The organism is Micromonospora cynarisoli, from assembly GCF_030518815.1.
Lineage (GTDB): Bacteria > Actinomycetota > Actinomycetes > Mycobacteriales > Micromonosporaceae > Micromonospora > Micromonospora wenchangensis.
In genome coordinates, this window is sequence record NZ_CP130426.1 from 4,880,598 (window position 1) to 4,902,092 (window position 21,495).

Genomic DNA, 21,495 nt, shown 5'->3' on the forward strand with positions numbered 1-21,495 from the left:
GCTCACCCCTCCTCACGTTCAGGCAGAACGATCCTCACGTCCCGAGGACACGCCCAACATCATTTCGTTAGGAGCTCTAACCGGCACGCACCGTCACCACCATAATGTGAGGCTCTGGCTCACTTTCGGTGGTGACATTCTGTAGCGGCCCCGCAGATGCACGCGCGGACCGATGACGCTCATGTCTCGGGGTCTTCGCCGGAGCGCGCGACCCCGACACGCTGACGTGTTTGCCCTGGTTACACCACTTTAAACAGCGCCGCCACCCAGCCGTTGAGATCGCTACTCTCTGCTACCACCGAAAGTGCGCCAGAGCCGAAAACCCCGCAGTCCCGCGAACCCCCCGGCAGCGGCCGAGAATTTTCACAACATGCCCTTGACGTGCGCGTCTCTCATGATTAGCGTGACGCAAACCGGTTTGTCAAACCGGTTTGCGCGGAGGTGAGAATGTCTGTCTCCATCAGTGACGTGGCCGCTCGGGCCGGAGTCAGCCGAGCGACCGTGTCCCACGTTCTGAGCGGCAACCGGCCGGTCAGTCAGCGCGTCCAGTCCCTGGTCCGGGAGGCCATGCAGGATCTGGGCTACGTGCCGAGTCGTACCGCCCAGAACCTGGCGCGGGGCACTACCCGCACTATCGGGCTGCTGGTGCCCGACATCGGCAACAGTTTCTTCGCTGACCTGGCCAAGGGTGTCGAGCAGGCCTCGATCGAGCGCGGCTTTAATGTTTTGCTCGGCAACACCGGCTGGACCTCCGAGCGGGAGATCTTCTACCTGGAGACGCTGAAGTCGCGGGCCATCGACGGGGTGGTCTACGCCGCCGGTGCGCCCGCACCCACCTCCCGGCTCGCCGAGCTGTTTGCCGGCGTACCGGTCGTCGCGGTCGACGAGGAACTGGACGGGCTGGCCCTGACCACCGTCGTCTCCGACAACCGGGCCGGCGGAGCGCTCGCCGCGCGACACCTGGCCGGACTGGGGCACCAGCGGGCCGTCGTGGTCGGTGCCAACCTCCAACTGGCCAGCAGCAAGCACCGGGTGGACGGCTTCGTCCATACCTGGGGCGAGCTGGTCGGTCGCACGCCGGAGGTGATTGAGGGCCCGTTCGAGGAGGAGGCCGGCTACCTGGCAGCCAGCCACCTCGTACCCCGGATCCGGATCGGTGAGGTGACCGCCGTTTTCGCTCTCAACGACATGGTCGCCCTCGGTGCACTACGGGCGCTACGGGAGGCGGGCCTGCAGATACCGACGGCCTGTTCCGTGGTCGGCTTCGACGACATCTACGCGGCACGCCACGTTACCCCCGGCTTGACCACGGTTCGCCAGGACGCGGTCGGCATGGGTGCGCTGGCTGCCTCGGCTCTGCTAGGGGTGCTCGCTCCGACAAACGGCGAAACCCGATCCAGCCGGCACATCCTGCCGGTGTCCCTGACTCTGCGGGGCACCACCGGGCCGCTGCTGCACCCGACACCCGTGGATGGAGGCGACAACGATGGCGGTCATTGACGTCGAGGATGTCAGCAAAGAGTTCCAGGCCCGGCGGGCCGACGTGCTGGCGCTGTCCAGGACCACCCTGCGGATCGAGGGCAACCAGGTCGTCTGCGTCGTCGGGCCGAGCGGCTGCGGCAAGACCACCCTGCTCAACCTCATCGCCGGGTTCCTGCAGCCGAGTGCCGGTCGAGTGCTGGTTGACGGCAGTCCGGTCACCAGGCCGGACAGCTCGCGAGCGGTGGTCTTCCAGTCAGACGCGGTCTTTCCATGGCTGACCGTGCGCCGCAACGTCGAGTACGGGCTGCGGCTGCGCGGTGTCGACCGGACCGCTCGGAAGGAGCGGGTCGACCGTTATCTCGACCTGGTCGGCCTCGCCGACTTCGCGGATGCATACCCGAAGGAACTCTCTGGCGGCATGCGCAAGCGGGTCGACATCGCCCGCGCCTACGCCTCCGGCCCCGAGGTGCTGCTGCTGGACGAGCCGTTCGGCGCACTGGACATCTTCACCCGCGAGGCGATGTGGCTCGCGTTGCACCACGTCAACCTGGCGGAGCCGAAGACCATCGTCTTCGTCACCCACGACATCGAGGAGGCGCTCTTCGTGGGCGACCGGGTGATCGTCATGACACCGCGTCCGGCGCGGGTGCACCAGGACATCACGGTGCCCTTCGAACGGCGCGGTGACCTCGATCTACGGGGCAGCAAGGAATTCCAGGACATGCGGATCCAGATCTCGCGGAGCCTGCGGGAGGTGTCCGGTGACCGCGACTGAGGGACAGCTCGTCCGCCCCCGCGTGGCAGGGGACCGGTCTCGGGTGATCGGGCTCGGGCTCGGCGGTGGTGTCGTCGTGGGGCTGCTCACCGTCTGGTGGCTGCTCACCGACCTGACCGGCACGATCAGGCCGCTCTACTTCCCGGCCCCGACCGAGGTGCTCAGCGCCCTGCGACAGGTCTGGCGGAGCATGCTGCCGGACGCCGGGGCCACCCTGCTCCGGGTGCTCTTCTCCTGGTCAATCGGCTCGGCTGCGGGGATTCTGATCGGTCTGTTGATGGTCCGTTCCCGGATTCTCTTTCACACCCTCACCCCGGTGATCGAGGCACTGCGACCGGTTCCACCGGTGGCCCTGATCCCGTTCGTCATCCTCTGGTTCGGTATCGGGGACAGCGGCAAGCTCTTCCTGGGCTCCCTGGCCTGCTTCATGGTCATGGTGGTCAACACGATCGTGTCGGCAAACAACGTCAGCCCGGTCTACGGTCGCGCGGCCCGCTCGTTGGGTGCCCGCGAGGGGCAGGTCTACCGGACCGTGATTCTGCCCGCCATCGTTCCCGAAATCGTCTCCGGGTTGCGGATCGGCAGCGCGCTCGCCTTCGCGGTGGTGGTGGCGGCAGAGTTCCTCGGTGCCGAACAGGGCATCGGCCGGCTGATCATGCAGGCCAGTCGGACGCTGAACACCCCCGTGGTGCTGATCGGCACCATCGTCATCGCCATCGAGGCGGTGGCCGTCGACCGGCTCATCAAATTCGTCAGCTCACGCATCACACGCTGGTCCGAAAGCTCTTCCTGAGGTAGCTAAGGAGCACGACCATGTCAACCAGAAAGCTCGCCGTCGGCCTTGTCGTCACCGCACTCGCCCTGACCGCCTGCAACGCCGAGACCGAATCCGGTAAGGCCGCCGACGGTACGACGACCATCCGGCTCGGCATCTCGCCGTTCCAGGACACCATGCTTCCGATCATCGCCGAGGAGAAGGGGTGGTTCAAGGCCGAAGGGCTCAACGTCGAGCTGAAGTCGCTCGCCTGGGACGCCATCATGCCGGCGGTCGCCTCCAACGGCATCGACGCGGCCATCAACAACACCACCGGCGTGGTCTCGGTCGCCAACAAGGCCGACAACGTCGTCTACTGGTATGCCTGGAACCCGTTCACCGAGGGCTCCGCGCTGATGGGCAAGAAGGGCTCCGGGCTGAAGACCCTCGAGGAGTTCGTCGCCACTGGCCTCCCCGAGGAGGCCGCCCGGGCCGAGACCTTCAAACAGCTCAAGGGGCGGACCATCGTCACCACCATGTCCACCGACATGGGCAAGCAGGTGGTCGCCGCACTGGAGTCGGTTGGGTTGAAGCAGTCCGACGTCAAGCTGGTCGACCTCGACCCGGACCAAGGTCTCGCCGCCTTCCTCAGCGGCACCGGTGACGCGTACCTCGGCGGCATTCCGCAGCGGGTCCGAGCCACCGCGGAGGGAATGCCGGTGCTCGCCTCCGGCCCCGATCTGGCCCCACCGCCGATCAACGGACTGGTCACCACCACCGAGTTCGCCGGAGAGAACGAGGAGGCGTTGCTCAAGCTGGTCAAGGTGTTCCACCGGATTGTGCGGTACTGCGACGCCAACACCGCCGACTGCGGCAAGACCATCACCGAACGGCTCAACCGGGACACCGGCGCCAACCTGACCGTGCAGGGCTTCCAGGACTTCTGGCAGAAGTTCGAGCTGTACGCGCCCAACGCCCAGGCGACGAAGCAACTGATTCTCGACCCGAGCGGGATCTCCTACTGGAAGAAGACCTGGGACGGCGACAACAGCTACCTGACCGCCAACAAATCCATCCCGGCGCCGGTCGACGCCGGCAAGCACTTCCTGGTGGAACAGACCTGGAACAAGTACGTCGAGAAGTACGGCGCGGACGAGACCGGCTTCTAGTCCCGATGGCGGTGAGGAGAGGGTACGACGATGATGCGAATCCACCAGATCGTCACCGGTGAACTGGAGAGTTCACTCTCGGTCAGCCTGCTCAACAGCGGCGCCCATCCGGACCTGGACCGGTCGAAGGTCCTGCCGTTCGGCTTCCGCAACGACATCCGGCGGCGCAACGGTGAGCTCACCGAGGGGGTGATGGTGCCGGTGCCGGCCTGGCTGATCGAGGGGGCTGGCCAGACCATCCTGATCGACACCGGACTGGGCGCCATCGATGAGGTCTCGGCGATGCAGAGCCGCTACGGGGTGGACTTCGTTGCTTCCCGGAGCGAGGACCAGGACCTGGTCGCCGGGCTTGCCCGGCACGGAGTCCGCCCGGCCGACGTGGACGTGGTGGTGCTGACCCACCTGCACTTCGACCACGTCGGCAACAACGAGCTCTTCCCGAGGGCGAAGTTCATCGTGCAACGCGACGAACTGCCGCAGGCCGTCGCACCACCCTCGTTCTGCATGTTCTACTACCCCGATTACTCATACAAGATCACTGATATTCGCGACCGTCTGGAGGTGATCGACGGTGACGTCGACATCGCCGACGGGGTCCGGCTCGTCAAGATCGGTGGACACACCCCCGGCTGCATGGTGGTCATGGTCGAGACCGCCCGCGGCACCGTCTGCCTGACCAGCGACGTCATGTACAACTACCGCAATCTTGAGCTGAACTGGCCGATGGGCTCGTTCTGGAACCTACCGGAACTCATGCGCGGCTATGCCCGCCTCCGGCACGAGGCTGATCTCATCATCCCCGAACATGACTGGCAGTTCCGCGAGCATTTCCCGAGCGGGACAATCGAATAGGAGTCTGGTCCGTGAAGATTTTGCTACTCGGCGAGTCGTGGTTCATCCACCTGATCCACCAGAAGGGTTTCGACAGCTTCACCAACAGCGAGTACCAGGAGGGCGGCCACGAGTTCAAGGCGGCGCTGCTGGCTCAGGGCTGGGAGGTCGACCACGTTCCGGCGCACCGTATCGCCGAGAGGATGCCGACCACCGCCGACGGCCTTCGGCAGTACGACTGTGTCGTGATCAGCGACGTGGGGGCGAACACCTTCCTGCTGACGCCGAACGTGTTCAGTAACTCGGCCAGTGAACCCAACCGCCTCACGGCCCTCCGCGATTACGTCGAGACGGGTGGCGCCCTGCTGATGGTCGGCGGATACCTCTCCTTCGCCGGCATCGAGGGCAAGGCAAGGTACGGGCAGAGCCCGCTGGCCGACATCCTTCCGGTGGAACTGCTGACCACCGACGACCGGGTGGAGGCACCCGAGGGGATCCCGCCCCGGGTCCTCGGCGTTCATCCCGCGCTGCCGGACGGGCAGCAGCAGTGGCCCGGTCTACTCGGCTACAACCGCACCCGGCAACGTCCGGAAGGGAAGGTCCTGGTCGAGGTCGGCGCCGACCCGCTGATCGCTGTCCGGCAGGTGGGTGCGGGGCGGACCGGCGTCTTCACCTCCGACCTGGCACCGCACTGGGCGCCACCGCCCTTCCTGGCCTGGTCGGATTACCCGCAGTTGTGGGTCCGACTCATCTCGTGGCTGGCTGCCCGTGACTGACTCGGCTTCTCCGCGATCGGCTCCAGCAGGCTCGGCGCTGGGCGGCTCCGTGGTCGCGGCGACGGCCGGTTCAGTGACGACCGAGTCGGAAGAGGCGAAACCTGCCGAGGTGGTGGTGGTCGGCAGCGCCAATGTCGATCGGGTGGTCCGGCTCGACCGGCTGCCCCGCCCCGGGGAGACGGTGCTCGCCGCCGATCCTCGGATCGGCGCCGGTGGCAAGGGCGCCAATCAGGCCGTGGCACTGGCCGTGCTGGGACGCCGGGTGTCTCTGCGCGCCGCCGTCGGCTCCGATGCCGCCGGCAGCTTACTGATCGACAACCTGCGCCGGCTCGGGGTGGAAACGTCAGGGGTGCGCCGCCTCGGCGAGGGCGTCGGCACCGGCGAGGCGTTGATCCTGCTGGACCGAAAGGGCGAGAACTCGATCGTCGTCATCGAGGGCGCCAACCGTCGACTGACGGCAGCGGATGTGGGGCCGATCGACCCGGAAACGGCGGCGGTGCTCGTGCAGTGCGAGGTGCCGGTCGACGCGATCCGGGCGGCGCTCTCCACCGCCGACTCCGGTCAGTTGAGGGTGCTCAACCCGGCTCCCGCCGGTGTGGTCGACGTCGGGCTGCTCGAACTGGTGGACGTGCTGGTGCCGAACCGGGTCGAGTTGGCCCAGCTCACCGGCGCTCGGGACGACGAGTTGGACGACCTCGTCGGAGTACGGGCGGCCCTGGCTGCCCTGCCGGTGCCACGGGTGGTGGTGACTCTCGGCGCCGCCGGGGCGTTAGTCCGGGACGGGCAGCGGTATGAGCTGGTGCCGGCTCCGGTGGTGCCGGTGGTCGACACGACCGGGGCCGGTGACTGCTTCTGTGCGGCGCTGACCTCGGCGCTGATCGAGGGGGCCGACCTGATCGATGCGACGAATGTCGCCGTGACCGCTGCCGCACTGTCGACTCGCGCGATCGGTGCTCAGGGCGGCTTACCGAACCGCGTCGAGATCGACTCGTTCTTGGCGGTGCGGCCAACCGGAACCGGTAGCCGAACTCTGGATCGTCGCGATGGGCGTCGAACAACGCGTCCGCCCGATACGCCGCCACCAGCTCGGCGTCGGTGACACGGCGGGCACGCCACCGGTAGTAGGGCTGACGAGCGATGTTCAATACCCGGCACGTCACCGCCACGCCGATCCCGTCAGCACAAGGTCGTTAGAGTGCGACGCGTGGCTACCGACGGTGGAATCTATGAGCTGATGCGGCGCCAGTGGTCGCAGGGGCGGCTGGTGTGTGTCGGCTTGGACCCGGATCTGTCGAGGTTGCCGGCGGGCTTGGCCAGTGATGACGCGGAACGGGTAACGGTCTTTTGCCGCGAGATCGCCGACGCGACGGCGGAGTTCGCCGCGGCGTTCAAGCTCAACAGCGCGTTCTTCGAGCGGATGGGTGTACCCGGGATCCAGGCGCTGGAGTGCACGATCACCTACATCAAGCAGGCACACCCGGACCGCGTCGTCATCGTCGACGCCAAGCGGGGGGACATCGACAACACGAATGTCTACTACGCCGAGGCTGTCTTCGACACCTGGGGTGCCGACGTGGTGACCGTGCATCCGTACATGGGCCGTGAGTCCTTGGAGCCGTTCCTGCGGCGCCGGAACAAAGGGGTCATTGTGATGGGGGCGAACTCCTGCGTCGGGGTCGGGGAGTTCCAGGACCTGCCCGTCGGCTCCGAAGGTATCCCGCTGTACGAGTACGTGTGCCGTCGGGTGGCAGGCAACTGGAACCGTCTCGGCAACTGCGCGGTGACCGCTGGTGCCACCGAGCCGGCCAAGCTCGCCCGGATCAGGCATGCCGTCGGCGACCTGCCCATTCTGCTGCTGGGTCTGGGCGCGCAGGGCGGGGATGTCGACGAGTGCCTACGGGTGGGCAAGGCGCAGGACTCGTTCGGGCTCATCGCGAACTCGTCCCGTGCCATTCTCTACGCTTCGTCCGGTTCCGACTTCGCCCAGGCCGCCCACCGTGCCGCGGCGCGTTTCAACCAGCGCCTCTCCGACGGCTGATACGACAACGCCCTGATGGAGAACCTCTGGTCGACGTCGAAGATCGAACTTGTCTACCGCAACTCCTGGCGAAACCCCCGACGAAGCGGGAAACGCGATCTTCACCTTTGACGTCGGCCGGTGCAACACCCGCCGCATCCAAGAAGACCTCGGCTAGTACGGCAGCCGCCGTTTGAGATGTCGTTGGTGGGGCCGGGTGGACGAGGTGCGGCCACCGCGTGATCGTCTGTCTGCTGTGGACATAACTTCAGATCTGGCGGTGGCCGCGTGCCACAGCGTAGACCCTGCCCGGTGGCGGGAGGTCCTGACCGGGGTGTGTGATGCGTTCGCGGGGCGGTTCGGGCGGGTCGAGCCGCGTCGGGCGGCGGTGGCGTTCGTGTCGGGGCTGCTCTCGGATGTCGAGGTCAAGACGTGTTGGCAGTTGGCGGAGCAGGCCGGGCATGCCCGGCCTGATGCGATGCAGCGGTTGTTGTATCGGGCGGTGTGGGACGCCGACGCGGTCCGCGACGACGTGCGGGCGGTGGTCGTGGTTCGTTTGGGTGACCCGGACGCGGTCCTGGTCGTCGACGAGACCGGCGACCTGAAGAAGGGCACGCACACGGTCGGGGTGCAACGCCAGTACACCGGCACCGCCGGCAGGATCGAGAACGCACAGGTCGGAGTGTTCTGCGGCTATGCCAGCCGGCGCGGGCACACGCTGATCGACCGCAAGGTCTACCTGCCGGTGTCCTGGACTGATGACCGGGTCCGCTGCCAGGCCGCCGGAGTCCCCGACACGATCGAGTTCGCCACCAAGCCTGACTGGCCGCGGAGATGATCACCGCGGCCCTCGACGCCGGCGTCCCTGCCGGGTGGGCGGCTGCGGACGAGGCCTACGGCAACAGCAGCGTCTTCCGCGCCCACCTGCGCGGACACCGCCTGGGCTATGTCCTGGCCGTGTCCCGCAGCCACCTGATCCCCCTCGACAGCGGCAAGACCCGGGTTCGGGCTGACCGGGTCGCCGCCGAGCTACCGGCCTCGGCGTGGCAGCGCCGCAGCGCGGGAGCCGGGTCCAAAGGGCCACGCTTCTACGCATGGGCGTGGCTCGACGACGTCTGCACCGACGCCGACCCCGACGACAGCGGCCACCACAGCCTCCTGATCCGCCGCAACACCACCACCGACGAACTGGCCTTCTACCGCTGCTGGACCCCACAACCAGCCACCCTGGCCCAACTCGTGCGAGTCGCCGGCATCCGCTGGACGATCGAGGAGAGCTTCCAGGCCGCCAAGGGCCAGATCGGCCTCGACCAGCACCAGGTCCGCCGCTGGGACTCCTGGCACCGATTCACCACCCTCGCCCTGGCCGCCCTCGCCGTCCTGGCCATCTGCGCCGCCGACGCCGCCGACCACGACCCGGCCGACACCGGACTGATCAAGCTCACCGTCAACGAGATCCGACGACTGATCAACGCCTGCGTCATCCGCCCGCTCAGCAACCTCGCCCACCGTCTGCGCTGGTCACAGTGGCGGCGCCACCATCAAGCCCGAGCCCGCCGAGCCCACTACACCCGGCGCCTCAACCTCGAACTTCAGCCATGATCTCGAACGGCGGCTGCCGTACTAGCGATCCCCAGACGAGTACGAAACCGCCTGGCACACCCACCAGGCACAGCACGACGAGCCGACTAGCGTTCAGCCTGAGCACCCACACCCCCACGGCGACGCCGATGACCCGGAGGACGGGCCCGCCCCCGAAACGATCTTTCAGCTCGTCGACGAGCGTCACGACCGTCGCCGGGTCGGGTCGAGGTCCGAGGCGAAAAGCCTACGAAAAGAACACCCGGCCAGGGCCAGCTACGCTGACCCTGGCCGCCTAAACCCCGTGTCCAGGATCGAGGGACTACCTCCGTGCCTCGCTGGATGTCGCCGTGTGCGTCGGCGACGGTCTTGCCGTGTTCGGCGGAGAGCAGCGTGGCGAGTTCACCGGCCTGCCGGTGGATGAGGGCCGGCCAGCCATCGAATCAGGATTCGGGCGCGGCGCTGCGGGTTCGTGGCGGCCCAGCCCGGTTGTGCGGCCGCCGCGTCGGCGATTGCCGCGTGGCCCCCTTCTGCCGAGGCCATCGGCACCTGCCGGGTGACCTGTCCGGTGCTAGGGTCGTAGACATCGCAGAATCGGCCGGTGCTGCCGGCGACGCGGCCGCCGGCGATGAAGTGGGTGAGCTGTTCCATGGCGTCTCCTGGTGGAAAACGGGCGGTCTGGTCCTGGCGGGACGGCGGGCGTCGGGGTTTTTGGGTGGTTGTGGTGCAGGTCAGGCCGGTACGGGGCGCTGTTGTGGGCCGGTGTAGGCGCTCAGCGGGCGGATGAGCACGTTGGCGGTGAGCTGTTCGACGATGTGCGCGGTCCAGCCGGTGATGCGGCTCATTACGAAGATCGGTGTGAAGGTCGGGGTGTCGAAACCCATCACGTGGTACGCCAGCGCGGAGGGGTAGTCGAGGTTGGGGTGGATCGCCTTGCGCTGGAACATGGACCGCTGGAGCCTGGTGTACACCTCGGCGAGCCGGCGGATGTGGTCGTCGGCGTGGGTGGCGATCAGGTTGTCCAGAGCGTTCTGCATGATCGGTACTCGGGAGTCGCCGTTCTTGTAGACCCGGTGCCCGAATCCCATGATCTTCTGTTTGGTGGCGAGGGCGTCGTCCAGCCAGGACTCCACCCGGTCCGGGTCGTCGATCGCGACGAGCATGTGCATGACCGCTTCATTGGCGCCGCCGTGCAGCGGGCCCTTGAGCGCGCCGATCGCCCCGGTGACGGCGCTGTACAGGTCCGACAGCGTCGAGGTGATCACCCGGGCGGCGAAGGTGGAGGCATTGAAGCTGTGCTCGGCGTACAGGATCATCGTGGTCTCGAAGGCGCGGACCACGTCGGCGGACGGTACCTCGCCGAAGCACATGTGGAAGAAGTTCTCGGCGTAGCCGAGCGTCGGGTCCGGTGGGATCGGGTCCCGGCCCCGACGACGACGCAGGTCCAGGGCGACGACGGTGGGCAGCTTCGCGAACAGTGACAGCGCCTTGGCCTGGTTGGCCACGCGGTCGGCGAGGTCCTCAGTCGGGTCCTGGGCACCGAGGTAGGACACCGCGGTACGCAGCACATCCATCGGATGGCAGGTCTCGGGAAGCTTGCGTAGCAGTTCCTGCCCGGTGCGGTCCAGGGACCGCTGGGCGGCTTCGGCGGCACGGAAGTCGGCGAGTTGGGTCGCGTGGGGCAGGTCGCCGTGCCACAGCAGGTGGACGACCTCCTCCCAACTTCGTGAGGCGGCGAGGTCCTGCACGGCGTAGCCGCCGTAGGTCAGCGAGTTGGTCTCGCTGATCACGGTGGAGATGGCGGTGGTGTCGACCACCACGCCGGTCAGGCCACGGCGGATGTCGGTGCTCATCAGTGTCGTTCCTCCAGGATGTCGGGACGCGCCGCGCCCGCGTGGTGGTCAGGCGTCGGGTGGCAGGGTGAAACCGGCGACATCGGCGTCGAAGCGGCTGTACTGGTCGTAGTCGATGACCTCGTAGAGCCGGGAACGGGTCATCATCGTGTCGAGCAGCCCGGTGGCGGTGCCGTCGGCGGCGAGTCGACGCAGACCGGACTCGACCGCTCCCATCGCCAGTCGCAGCGTGGTGACCGGATAGATGACGAGGTTGTAGCCGAGGTCGCGGAGTTGGTCGACGGTGAGGCTCGGGCCCTTGCCGAACTCGGTCATGTTGGCCAGCAGCGGCACGTCGACGGCGGCCCGGAAGGCGGCGAACTCCGCCTCGTCGGCCAGTGCCTCCGGGAAGATCGCGTCCGCTCCGGCGTCGACGTACGCCTTCGCTCGGGCGATCGCACCGTCCAGGCCCTCGACCGCACGCGCGTCGGTGCGGGCCATGATCAGGAAATCGGGGTCGCGGCGCGCGGCCACGGCTGCCCGCAGGCGACGCACCATGTCCGGTGGCGCGATCAGTGTCTTGCCGTCCAGGTGTCCGCAGCGTTTCGGGTTGACCTGGTCTTCCAGGTGGCAACCGGCCAGTCCTGCGTCCTCCAACCGTTGCACGGTGCGGGCTGCGTTCAGCGGCTCGCCGAAGCCGGTGTCGGCGTCGACAAGCGCCGGCAGGTCGGTGCTGGCGGCGATGTCCCCGGCCCAGCCGGCGACCTCGGTCAGTGTGGTCAGGCCGATGTCGGGCAGACCGGCGGCGGCCGACAACGCCCCGCCGGAGACGTACACCCCCTCGAATCCGGTCTGCTGCACGATCCGGGCGGTCAACGGGTTGAAGGCGCCCGGCAGCCGCAGCAGCTCGCCGCTGGCCAGGCCGGCGCGCAGCGCCGCGCGTTTGGCGGTGGCGCTGGTGCGCGCGTACAGGTAGCTCATCGGAAGATTCCTCCCGGTAGGGCGGCGTCGGCGTGCGCGATCGCCGCGTGGTCGACCGTGGGGAACAACGCCGGCAGTTCTGCACCGGTGAGGTCGGCGAGCCGGGCGGCGGCGTCGAGGAACTCCCGCTGGGCGTCGGCGGGGACCACGCCCTCGGCGAGGGTGGTGAACTTGCGGACATACGCCGGGCGGTCGAAGGGACGTGCGCCGTCGGGGTGGGCGTCGGCCAGGGCGAGGGAGTCCGCCAGCATGGTGCCGTCGGTGAGGGTGATCTCCAGGCGTCCGCCGAAGGCCTTCTGCGTCGGGTCCGGGCTGTGGTAGCGGCGGGTCCACTCCGGCTCCTCGACGGTGGTGATCTTGTTCCAGAGGGCGACGGTGTCGGGGCGGCCGGCCCGCTGCGGGTCGTACGAGTCGACGTGGTGCCAGGCCCCGTCCTGCAGCGCCACGGCCAAGATGTAGGGAATGGAGTGGTCGAGGGTCTCCCGGCTCGCGGTCGGGTCGTACTTCTGCGGGTCGTTGGCTCCCGAGCCGATCACGTGGTGGGTGTGGTGGCTGGTGTGTAGGACGATCGATTCGATCCGGTCCACCCCGGCGGCGGTGTCGATGCCGGGCAGCTTGTCGCGCATCGCGCGGGCGAGGTCGATGAGCGCCTGGGCCTGGTACTCGGCGGAGTGTTCCTTGGTGTAGGTGCGCAGGATGCCGCGCAGCGGATCCCCGGGTGCCGGTAGAGGCATGGTGTAGGTGGCGTCCGGGCCGTCGAGCAGCCAGGCGATGAATCCGTCCTCACCCTCGTAGATGGGTGCCGGGGCGTCCTCGCCGCGCATCGCGCGGTCGACCGCCTCGATCGCGGCCTTGCCGGCGAACGCGGGGGCGTACGCCTTCCACGAGGAGATTTCGCCCTTGCGGGACTGGCGGGTGGCGGTGGTGGTGTGTACCGCCTGACCGATGGCCTGGTAGACCACCTCGGTGGGCAGACGCAGCAGCGCGCCCAGCCCGCAGGCCGTCGCCGCGCTCAGATGCGCCACATGGTCGATCTTGTGCTTGTGCAGACAGATCCCGGTTACTAGGGCCACGTGCACCTCGTAGGCGACCAGCAGGCCGCGCAGCAGGTCCGCGCCGCCGGCACCGACGTGCTGGGCGACGGCGAGCAACGGCGGGATGTTGTCCCCCGGGTGGGAGTAGTCCGCCGCCAGGTAGGTGTCGTGGAAGTCCAACTCCCGCACGGCGGTGCCGTTGGCCCAGGCCGCCCACTCGGGCGACACCCGCAGCGTCGGGTCGGCGCCGTAGACCGATGCCCCCGGGGTCGTCAGGTGTGGTCGGGACTGTGCCCGGGCCACCGCGACCGGGCGCCGGGACAGAGAGGCCATCGCCACCGCGGCGTTGTCGATCACCCGGTTGGCGACCATCGCCGCCGCGTCGGCGTCCAGCGGAGCGCGCGCGGTGGCCACCTCGGCCAGCGCCCAGGCCAGTTGCCGGTCGCGGGGCAGCCGTTCCGCACTGGGCGATACGCGTACGACATGCTCGATCAACAGGGTCTCCTCAGGCTCGATGGTCACCCTGTCAGGCTCACCGGCCGACAGGTCCTGCGTCGAGGCCCGGAAGATGCGTACTTTCCACCAGGGCAGCAGCAAAACGGCAACGTTTGCGAATTTTGCAAGTGTTATATTCGCAGCTCGGGGGCGCCGCGAGGAGGCGACGAGTGACGGCGGACAAGAAGCTCTACGCGCACGCCAAACTGCGCCGGCTCCGCCGCGAGCGTGGCCTCACCCAGGCCGAACTCGCCCGCCGTCTGGACATCTCCACCAGCTACCTGAACCAGATCGAGAATAGCCAACGCACGCTCACCGCGCCCATCCTGTTGCGCCTGGCCAAGGTGCTCAGCGTCGATCCGGAACACTTCGCCGACACCGACGCGGAGCGACTCGGCGCCGACGTGCGCACCGCCCTTGCCGACGAGGCGAGCGGCGTGAGCGTCGACCCGGTCGAGGTCGTCGAACTCGTCCGCGACTACCCGGCCGCCGCCCGCGCCCTGGTCGCCCTGCACCAGCGCTACCAGGACGCCGCCGGACGGGTCGCCGCCCTCGCCGGACCCACCGGCAACCCGCCGATGCTCGGTGAGCCGCACGACGCCGTACGCGACTTCTTCTACGAGCACTACAACCACTTCGACCCGCTGGACACCGCCGCCGAGCAACTCGCCGGCCGACTACGGCTGACGCCCGCCCGGGCAACCGAGGCGCTCAGCCGACACCTGCGCGACCACCACGGCGTCGGGGTGGTCGTCACGGCTCCCACCGCCGAGTCACGCCGGTACGACCCCGACAGTCGCGTGCTCCACCTGGCCGCCAACCACACCGACGGCCAATGCGCCTTCCAGATGGCCACGCAGCTGGCATTCCTCGAACACGGCGACCGGATCAGCGAGCTGGCGGCCGGCCTCACCTCGCCGCCGGCGACCGCGCTGGCCCGCATCGGCCTCGGCAACTACTACGCGGGCGCGCTGCTGATGCCCTACACCGACTTCCACCGCCAGGCCGAACAGTTGCGCTACGACGTCGAGCTGCTCGCCGGCCAGTACGGCGTCAGCTTCGAAACCGTCTGCCACCGGCTCAGCACCCTGCAACGACCGACCTGTCGCGGAGTGCCGTTCGCCTTCCTGCGCGTCGACCGCGCCGGGAACATCTCGAAACGACAGTCCGCGACCGACTTCCACTTCTCCCGCTTCGGCGGCACCTGCCCCCTGTGGATCATCTACGAGGCGTTCGCCGCCCCCGGACGGATCCTCACCCAGGTCGCCGAGATGCCCGACGGTAAACGCTACTTCTGGATCGCCCGCACCGTCACCCACGGCGGGCGCGGACACCACAGCCCGCGCAGCACCTTCGCCGTCGCTCTCGGCTGCGAACTACGCCACGCCCACCGGCTCGTCTACAGCGACGGCATCGCCCTCGACGACCCCCGCACCGCCACCCCCATCGGCCTCGGCTGCCGCATCTGCGAACGCCGCGACTGCGCCCAACGCGCGCGTCCGCCCGCCGCCGGCGGACTACTCATCGACGAGAACCGACGCACCGTCATCCCCTACGCGGTGGACCGCAGATAGCGGGTTGCCGCCGTCTGCGCGCGCCGGTGGTCCGCTACCCGGTGCGCTCCGGCCACAACTCGGCGACCATGCGGTGCGCGTCGCGGGCGATGGCGGGGTCGAGGTCGGGCACCGGCCCGGACACACCGAGCAGGTTGAGCGCCAACTCGGTGTAGCGGGCGGCCATCTGCTCCACCGACAACGGCCCGTCCGGGCGATACCACCGCGCGACGCCACTACACATCTCCAGCAGCGCCCGCCGCGCCACGTCCGGCGCCCGGAGTTGGAAGACGCCGTCGGTCACACCATCGGTGATGGCGGCCTGCCATAACCGCTCGTAGCGGTCCCGTCGACCCCCAATGGAACGTGGTGACCGCGCTGTTGGCCGGCGCCGAGCTGGTGGTCCTCAGCGGCTTCCACCCGAGCCGCTTCTGGTCGGACGTCCGTCGCTACCGGGCGACCTACTTCTACTGCCTGGGCACGATGCCCGCACTGCTGCTGGCCATGCCCCCGGACCCGCACGACCACGACCACCGGGTACGCGTGGTGCAGTGCTCGGCCATCCCCGCCCACCGGCATGCGGAGTTGGAACAGCGCTGGGGCGTGAAGTGGTGCGAGGCATTCGGCATGACCGAGACCGGCGCCGACATCCGCGTGGGTCCGCAGGAGCACGACGAGCTACGCGGAACGGGCTGCCTGGGGCGGCCGGCAGCCTACCGGAAGGTCATGATCTCCGCCGACGGGGAGTTGCTGCTGCGCGGTCCCGGCATGTTCGACGGCTACCTCGGCCACCCACCGCCCTGGCGGGACGGCTGGCTGCCCACCGGTGACCTGGCCCGCCTCGACGCTGAGGGCCGGGTATACCACGTCGGCCGGATCAAGGACATGATCCGCCGTAGTGGTGAGAACATCGCCGCCGCCGAGGTGGAGCACGTGCTGATGGAGCATCCTCGGGTGCGCCTCGCCGCAGTGGTGGGTGTGCCCGACGACCTGCGCGGCGAGGAGGTCAGGGCCTACGTCGTGGGTGCCACGACAGCCGAGGAACTCCACGACTGGTGCGCGCAGCGGTTGGCGGCGTTCAAGGTGCCGCGCTACTGGACGTTCCGTGACGACCTGCCCCGCACCCCCTCCGAGCGGGTCGCGAAAGACCAGCTCGACCGCGACGTGCCGCGATGAGCACCGCGGATCTTCTGCTGACCAACGCCCGCGTCATCACCGTCGACGGCGTCGGCGCTCGCGCGGTGGCGATCAGTGGCGACCGGATTGTCGCCCTCGACGTGATTCCCGCCCGGCAGGTGATCGACCTCGACGGGGCCACCGTAGTGCCCGGCTTTCACGACGCACACAACCACATGGCCTGGTACGGACTTGCTCTCGACGAAATCGACCTGCGCGTATCCAGCCTGCCGGCACTGCTCGCCACCATCGCCGAACGAGCCGCTCAGGCACCCGTCGGCAGCTGGCTGATCGGCAGCGGCTACGACGAGAACATCCTCGGCCGGCATCCACACCGCGACGACCTGGACGCCGTGGCCCCCGATCATCACGTGCTCCTCAAGCACGTGTCCGGACACATGTGCGTGGTCAACTCCCGGGTACTGCACCACCTCGACCTGCACGAGCGACCACGAGACGTGCCCGGCGGAAGCGTCGTCACCGACCATGCCGGCCGCCCCACCGGCCTGCTTCAGGAAACAGGCGCAGAACCTGGCCCACGAACTGGTCCTGCCCTACCCGGTCGAGGCGTTGACCGCCGCCATCGACCGGGCCGGCCGGCAGTACCTGCGCGAGGGCATCACCAGCATGGTCGAGGCCGGTATCGGCGGCGGCTGGATCGGCAAGAGCCCCATCGAGTTGGCCGCCTACCTGAACGCCCGAGAGCAGAACCGACTACACGTACGGACCGAGCTCATGGTCACCGCCGACGCGCTTCACCCACTCGCCGGCCACCCGCACGACGACATCACTTTCGGCCTGGACCTCGGCATCCGCACCGGCTTCGGAGACGGCTTTCTCCGCCTGGGCCCGATGAAGATCTTCCTCGACGGCTCCCTGATCGGACGCACCGCAGCCCTGACCCGACCCTACGCCGACCGACCCGGCCAGGCCGGATACCTGCAGCAGGACCCGGCTCGACTGCGCGCGACAATCCCGGCCGCACACACCAGCGGCTGGCAGGTCGCCGCCCACGCCATCGGCGACGCGGCCATCGACCTTGCCCTGGACATCTACAGCGAGGCGCAACGCCGGCTCCCCGCCCGGACACACGCCACCGGATCGAACACTTCGGAGTGGTCCGACCAGACCAGGTCCACCGCGCTACCGCGCTCGGCATGGTACCGGTACCGCAGGCGCGGTTCGTGACCGAGATTGGCGACGGAATGCGCACCGCGCTCGGCACCGACCGGGTGCCCTGGGCCTACCGGCTGCGGTCGCTACTCGACGCGGGCATGGTCCTGCCCGGCAGTTCCGACCGTCCCGTGGTCACCGGCGCACCGCTGCTCGGCATCCAGTCGATGGTCACCCGCCGCACCGCATCGGGAGCATCCTTCACACCCGAGGAGGAGATCACAGTCCGGCAGGCGCTGCGCGCCTACACCCTCGGCTCCGCGTACGCATCCCGTCAGGACCACCGCACCGGCTCCCTCACCATCGGCAAACTCGCCGACCTGACCGTCCTCGGCGACGACCTCACCACCGTCGCCCCCGACCAGATCGCGGACATCCCGGTGCTGCGCACGATGATCGGTGGCACCTTCCGATGGAACTGATCCCCGCCGACCTCGAGGGTCTGTCAAACGAACGGTGTAACTCGGGTTGTTGAGGGTTACTTGCGGTTTGCGGTCAGGCGTCCTTCGAAGGCCATCTCGAAGGCGTTCAGGGCGGGTTTCCAGCGCATGGTCCATCGTCGGCGGCCCTGCCCAGTCGGGTCCAGGCTCATCACCGCGAGGTAGACGCACTTGAGTGCGGCGCCCTCGTTCGGGAAGTGGCCGCGGGCTCGGACGGCTCGGCGGATCCGGGCGTTGACGGACTCGATGGCGTTGGTGGAGCAGATGACGGTGCGGATCTCGGCGTCGAAGGCCAGGAACGGGACGAACTCGGCCCACGCCTGTTCCCACAGTCGGATGATGGCCGGATACTTCGTGCCCCACGCCTGCGTGAACTCGGCGAAGCGTTCTCGGGCGGCGGCCTCGGTCGACGCCGTGTAGACAGGCTTCAACGCCTTGGCGATGGCGTCCCAGTGCTGCCGGCCGGCGTAGCGGAACGACGCCCGCAGCAGGTGGATGACGCAGGTCTGCACGACCGCTTCGGGCCAGGTCTGCCCGATCGCGTCCGGCAAGCCCTTGCGTCCGTCGCAGACCACCATGCACGCGTCCGCGACACCCCGGTTCTTCAGCTCGGTCAGCACGCCGAGCCAGAACTTCGCGCCCTCACCGCCGCCCGCCGGCCCACAGCCCGAGGATGTCCCGGTTGCCGTCGACCGTGACGGCCAGGGCCACATAGATCGGCCTGTTCGCGACCTTCCCGTCGCGGATCTTCACGTGCACCGCGTCGAGGAAGATCACCGGGTAGACCGAGTCCAGGGGCCGGTTCTGCCACTCGGTCATCCCGTCGACGACCCTGTCGGTGATCGTGGAGATCGTCTGCCGGGACACGTCCGCGCCATACACCTCGGACAGGTGGGCCTGAATCTCCCCGGTGGTCAATCCCTTGGCCGACAACGAGATCACCATGTCCTCGACCCCAGAGAGCCGGCGTTGACGCTTGCGCACGATCTGCGGCTCGAAGCTGCCGTCGCGGTCACGGGGCACCGCGATCTACACCGGGCCGACCTCGGTCAGCACCGTCTTGCCCCGCACCCCGTTGCGGGAATTCTGACCGTTGTTCCCGGCCGGGTCGCCCTTCTCGTAGCCCAGGTGGTCAGTGATCTCACCGTCCAGAGCGGCCTCCAGGACCCGCTTGGTCAGCTGCTGCAGCAGCCCGCCCTCGCCGGTGAGCTGCAGACCCGCCGCCCGGGCCTGCTCCACCACCTGAGCGACGAACTGATCGTCGACCCCGTCTCCCACCGGCCCCGCCGGCCCACGCTTCCCCACCTGGCCAGTATCGACCTCGGTGATCACGACATCCATCATCAGGTGCTGCTCCTTGATCAGGAGTTACACCGTTCGTTTTACAGTCCCTCCTTTAGCGTGTGTCGCCCCACAGATCCTCTATGCCCGCCGAACTACGTCGGTTCGGCAGGGCCGACGGCTCAGGGCTGGTCTCGACTCCCACGCGGTCCGGGGTCGGCTCGTCTATGGCCACTTGTTCGGGAACTATGCACTCAACCATGGGCATTCGGCCAGCGACCGCTGCGTCCTCGGTCGTCTGCTCAAGGGCTGGCTCGGTGCTGCGCTTGACGCGTAGCGCGGTATAGCGGCTGGCGGCCGGCCGATGCCCCTCACCAACAGCGGTGGTGAGGGTGCCGGGCAAAGGCCCTGTCTCGGCGCGGGTGGCGGGCGGCAATGCGCCGATGCCCGTCGTTGCCCGCGCCGCCCGGTGACCGGTATGGTCGGCGGCACCGACCGCGATTACCCCCACCAACGGTAGATTCAACCGACGCAGCAACCGTGCGGCGCGGACTGCCTCGGTCAACCGGGTGCGGCCGGCCACGACCACCAGCAACACCCCGTCAACGTGCCGGGCTAGCACTGCGGTGTCGCTGCTGGCCGATACAGGCGGCGCATGCACAAGCACCGCTTCCTCGGTCTCGTCGAGTGCGTTCAGCAGGTCGCCGAGTTCCCGGATCCGCTGCGGGGTCAGGCAGTCCTGCGGCTCCGTTGGCAGTACGGTCAGCGTCGGGTGCCCGGTCAGCACCGACGGGGTAAGCTGCTCGTCGGCGACCTGTTGCCAGGTAAACGACGCGGCCGGAAAGTGCCCAGAGAGCACCGGATCACGGACCGTGCCATCAATCACGGTGATCCTTCGACGTTCGGCAGCCACCCCTAGCCCGAGCAGCGCGGTCAGCAACGCCGCGTTGTCGTCGTTACGCACGCCAGCGACCAGCAGCCGCTGACGCCCTATCGACGCGGTCAGGATGCTCAATGCCGCGACGGTGGCTTGGGTCTGCTCGGCGACCTCTCGGCGGGCGAACAGGGCAGGGGCATGGTGACGGGCGAACCGTTGCGGCAGCGGTGGCAGGACTCCAACGACCGGCAGCATCAGCCGCGATTCCAACTGCCCGACTTCACGTACGCGGTCGTCGAAGCGACCCCGCAGCATCAATGCACACCAGCCGGCGAGCAGACCGATCGTCGCCCCCAGCGCACTGTTGAGCAGCGGGTTCGGAAACGAGGCCGCCGTGGCTGGGCTGGCGGGGTCGACCACTCGGCTGGTCACCGGGGTGTCCCTGCCCAGTTTGAGACGAGTGAGTTGCTTACTCACCGCTTGGCTGGCCGCGTCGGCCAACTCGGCTGCCCGCTGGGCGGAAGGAGCGCTGGCTCGGATCGTAATGATCTGCGAACCCGGTTCGTAGACGCCCCAAACGTTTCGGGCGACCGATTGCTCCGGCATCGACATTGCCGTGGCTGCTTCGGCGGCCACCGCCCGGGAGCTGACCAGCTTCGCCACTGTCGGAGCGAGGTCTTGTGCCAGTTCGAGACTCCGCTCTGCGGAACGGTCGTCTTTCGACGGTGTTGCCATCAGCAGAATGGACGACTGTGCCTCGTAGCGGGTGGGCAGGGTCGAGGTCACCGCCTGTGCAGCAGCTAGACCAGCGCAGATACCGAGCAGCGGTAGCGCTATCCGTTGCCAGAGCACCATGGCTCCAATATTGACGTCCATTGACCATCCCATCAGATCCTCTCCTCCCCAATCATCTCGGCGAGGTCACCGAACACCGGCAGGTGGCACCGACGACGTGCGGGACCTGGCAGGTCGGGAGGCACGCGGACCCCGCCCATCACGTGCATGACGTCGGGTGCCTTGGTGGGCACGTCGTCCGGAGCTGGCCGACGTAACATCACTGACGCTAAGTGTCCGCCGCCCCCCTTTGCAGTGGGATCCTTAACGGTCGCCACCGAGCAGCGAAATAGCCCCGTACCCATGTCACCCCCTTTCCGCTCCTGAGCCGATCGATGCCAGATTAACTCAACAGGCACTGGGTACTGCTGAGTTGCAAGTATGGAGCCAAACGAAAATCTCGCTCGCAACAAGCGCTGAAACATTTCCATTTC

Annotated in this window: 17 protein-coding genes and 3 pseudogenes; 12 read left to right on the top strand and 8 right to left on the bottom strand. The window is 68.1% G+C overall.

Going from position 1 to position 21,495, the window contains the following annotated elements:
- The first annotated feature begins 447 nt into the window (after window positions 1–447).
- The 9 genes and pseudogenes from Q2K16_RS21140 to Q2K16_RS21180 form a co-directional block, all read left to right on the top strand.
- Window positions 448–1,500, top strand: coding sequence for a LacI family DNA-binding transcriptional regulator (locus Q2K16_RS21140; RefSeq protein ID WP_302739555.1), 1,053 nt, complete (start codon window positions 448–450; stop codon window positions 1,498–1,500).
- The gene (locus Q2K16_RS21145; protein WP_302739557.1) at window positions 1,487–2,257 is read left to right on the top strand and encodes an ABC transporter ATP-binding protein; all 771 of its coding nucleotides are present in this window, start codon (window positions 1,487–1,489) and stop codon (window positions 2,255–2,257) included. Before Q2K16_RS21140 ends, Q2K16_RS21145 begins: the two co-directional genes overlap by 14 nt.
- Complete coding sequence (locus Q2K16_RS21150) at window positions 2,244–3,050, top strand: ABC transporter permease (protein WP_302739559.1); 807 nt, start codon at window positions 2,244–2,246, stop codon at window positions 3,048–3,050. Before Q2K16_RS21145 ends, Q2K16_RS21150 begins: the two co-directional genes overlap by 14 nt.
- Window positions 3,051–3,070: 20 nt before the next feature.
- Window positions 3,071–4,180: an ABC transporter substrate-binding protein gene (locus Q2K16_RS21155; protein WP_302739560.1), complete on the top strand. Its 1,110-nt coding sequence runs from the start codon at window positions 3,071–3,073 to the stop codon at window positions 4,178–4,180.
- Window positions 4,181–4,210: 30 nt separating this feature from the next.
- Window positions 4,211–5,032, top strand: coding sequence for an N-acyl homoserine lactonase family protein (locus Q2K16_RS21160; RefSeq protein WP_302739562.1), 822 nt, complete (start codon window positions 4,211–4,213; stop codon window positions 5,030–5,032).
- Between the two features lie 11 nt (window positions 5,033–5,043).
- Entirely contained in the window at window positions 5,044–5,787 is a 744-nt protein-coding gene (locus Q2K16_RS21165) for a glutamine amidotransferase (RefSeq protein WP_302739563.1), read from the top strand.
- A gap of 73 nt (window positions 5,788–5,860) precedes the next feature.
- A complete protein-coding gene (locus Q2K16_RS21170) occupies window positions 5,861–6,886 on the top strand; it encodes a ribokinase (RefSeq protein WP_302739565.1) in 1,026 nt (341 codons plus the stop codon).
- Between the two features lie 105 nt (window positions 6,887–6,991).
- Window positions 6,992–7,825, top strand: coding sequence for an orotidine-5'-phosphate decarboxylase (pyrF, locus tag Q2K16_RS21175; RefSeq protein WP_302739566.1), 834 nt, complete (start codon window positions 6,992–6,994; stop codon window positions 7,823–7,825).
- A 259-nt stretch (window positions 7,826–8,084) separates the two neighbouring features.
- Window positions 8,085–9,190, top strand: a pseudogene (locus Q2K16_RS21180) (IS701 family transposase); the annotation flags it as partial.
- A 193-nt stretch (window positions 9,191–9,383) separates the two neighbouring features.
- On the opposite strand, the gene Q2K16_RS21185 reads toward Q2K16_RS21180, so the two are convergent.
- The 5 genes from Q2K16_RS21185 to Q2K16_RS21205 form a co-directional block, all read right to left on the bottom strand.
- Complete coding sequence (locus Q2K16_RS21185; protein ID WP_302739568.1) at window positions 9,384–9,593, bottom strand: hypothetical protein; 210 nt, start codon at window positions 9,591–9,593, stop codon at window positions 9,384–9,386.
- A 194-nt stretch (window positions 9,594–9,787) separates the two neighbouring features.
- On the bottom strand, window positions 9,788–10,036 hold the full coding sequence (locus Q2K16_RS21190) for an aldehyde dehydrogenase family protein (RefSeq protein WP_302739570.1): 249 nt from the start codon (window positions 10,034–10,036) through the stop codon (window positions 9,788–9,790).
- Between the two features lie 80 nt (window positions 10,037–10,116).
- The gene (locus Q2K16_RS21195) at window positions 10,117–11,238 is read right to left on the bottom strand and encodes a bifunctional 2-methylcitrate synthase/citrate synthase (RefSeq protein ID WP_302739571.1); all 1,122 of its coding nucleotides are present in this window, start codon (window positions 11,236–11,238) and stop codon (window positions 10,117–10,119) included.
- Between the two features lie 48 nt (window positions 11,239–11,286).
- Window positions 11,287–12,198 carry a methylisocitrate lyase gene (prpB, locus tag Q2K16_RS21200; protein ID WP_302739573.1) on the bottom strand — a complete coding sequence of 304 codons (912 nt, stop codon included), beginning with the start codon at window positions 12,196–12,198 and terminating at the stop codon, window positions 11,287–11,289.
- Complete coding sequence (locus tag Q2K16_RS21205; RefSeq protein ID WP_302739574.1) at window positions 12,195–13,754, bottom strand: MmgE/PrpD family protein; 1,560 nt, start codon at window positions 13,752–13,754, stop codon at window positions 12,195–12,197. Before Q2K16_RS21205 ends, prpB begins: the two co-directional genes overlap by 4 nt.
- Window positions 13,755–13,897: 143 nt before the next feature.
- Between Q2K16_RS21205 and Q2K16_RS21210 the strand changes: the two genes are divergently transcribed.
- Window positions 13,898–15,301 (top strand): short-chain fatty acyl-CoA regulator family protein, encoded by a 1,404-nt coding sequence (locus Q2K16_RS21210; protein WP_302739576.1) that lies wholly within the window; start codon window positions 13,898–13,900, stop codon window positions 15,299–15,301.
- A gap of 34 nt (window positions 15,302–15,335) precedes the next feature.
- Here Q2K16_RS21210 and Q2K16_RS21215 read toward each other — a convergent pair whose 3' ends face one another.
- On the bottom strand, window positions 15,336–15,641 hold the full coding sequence (locus Q2K16_RS21215) for a TetR-type transcription factor C-terminal domain-containing protein (protein WP_489671929.1): 306 nt from the start codon (window positions 15,639–15,641) through the stop codon (window positions 15,336–15,338).
- A gap of 8 nt (window positions 15,642–15,649) precedes the next feature.
- On the opposite strand from Q2K16_RS21215, the gene Q2K16_RS21220 reads away from it, so the two are divergent.
- Together Q2K16_RS21220 and Q2K16_RS21225 are read left to right on the top strand one after the other, a co-directional pair.
- Window positions 15,650–16,456, top strand: a complete 807-nt coding sequence (locus tag Q2K16_RS21220) for an AMP-binding enzyme (protein WP_302739580.1) — start codon at window positions 15,650–15,652, stop codon at window positions 16,454–16,456.
- Between the two features lie 176 nt (window positions 16,457–16,632).
- Window positions 16,633–18,051 (top strand): annotated as a pseudogene (locus tag Q2K16_RS21225) (amidohydrolase).
- A 56-nt stretch (window positions 18,052–18,107) separates the two neighbouring features.
- Here the strand turns inward: Q2K16_RS21225 and Q2K16_RS21230 are convergent.
- Window positions 18,108–19,413, bottom strand: a pseudogene (locus tag Q2K16_RS21230) (IS256 family transposase).
- A 52-nt stretch (window positions 19,414–19,465) separates the two neighbouring features.
- Window positions 19,466–21,082 (bottom strand): hypothetical protein, encoded by a 1,617-nt coding sequence (locus Q2K16_RS21235; protein WP_302739581.1) that lies wholly within the window; start codon window positions 21,080–21,082, stop codon window positions 19,466–19,468.
- Window positions 21,083–21,495: the final 413 nt, after the last annotated feature.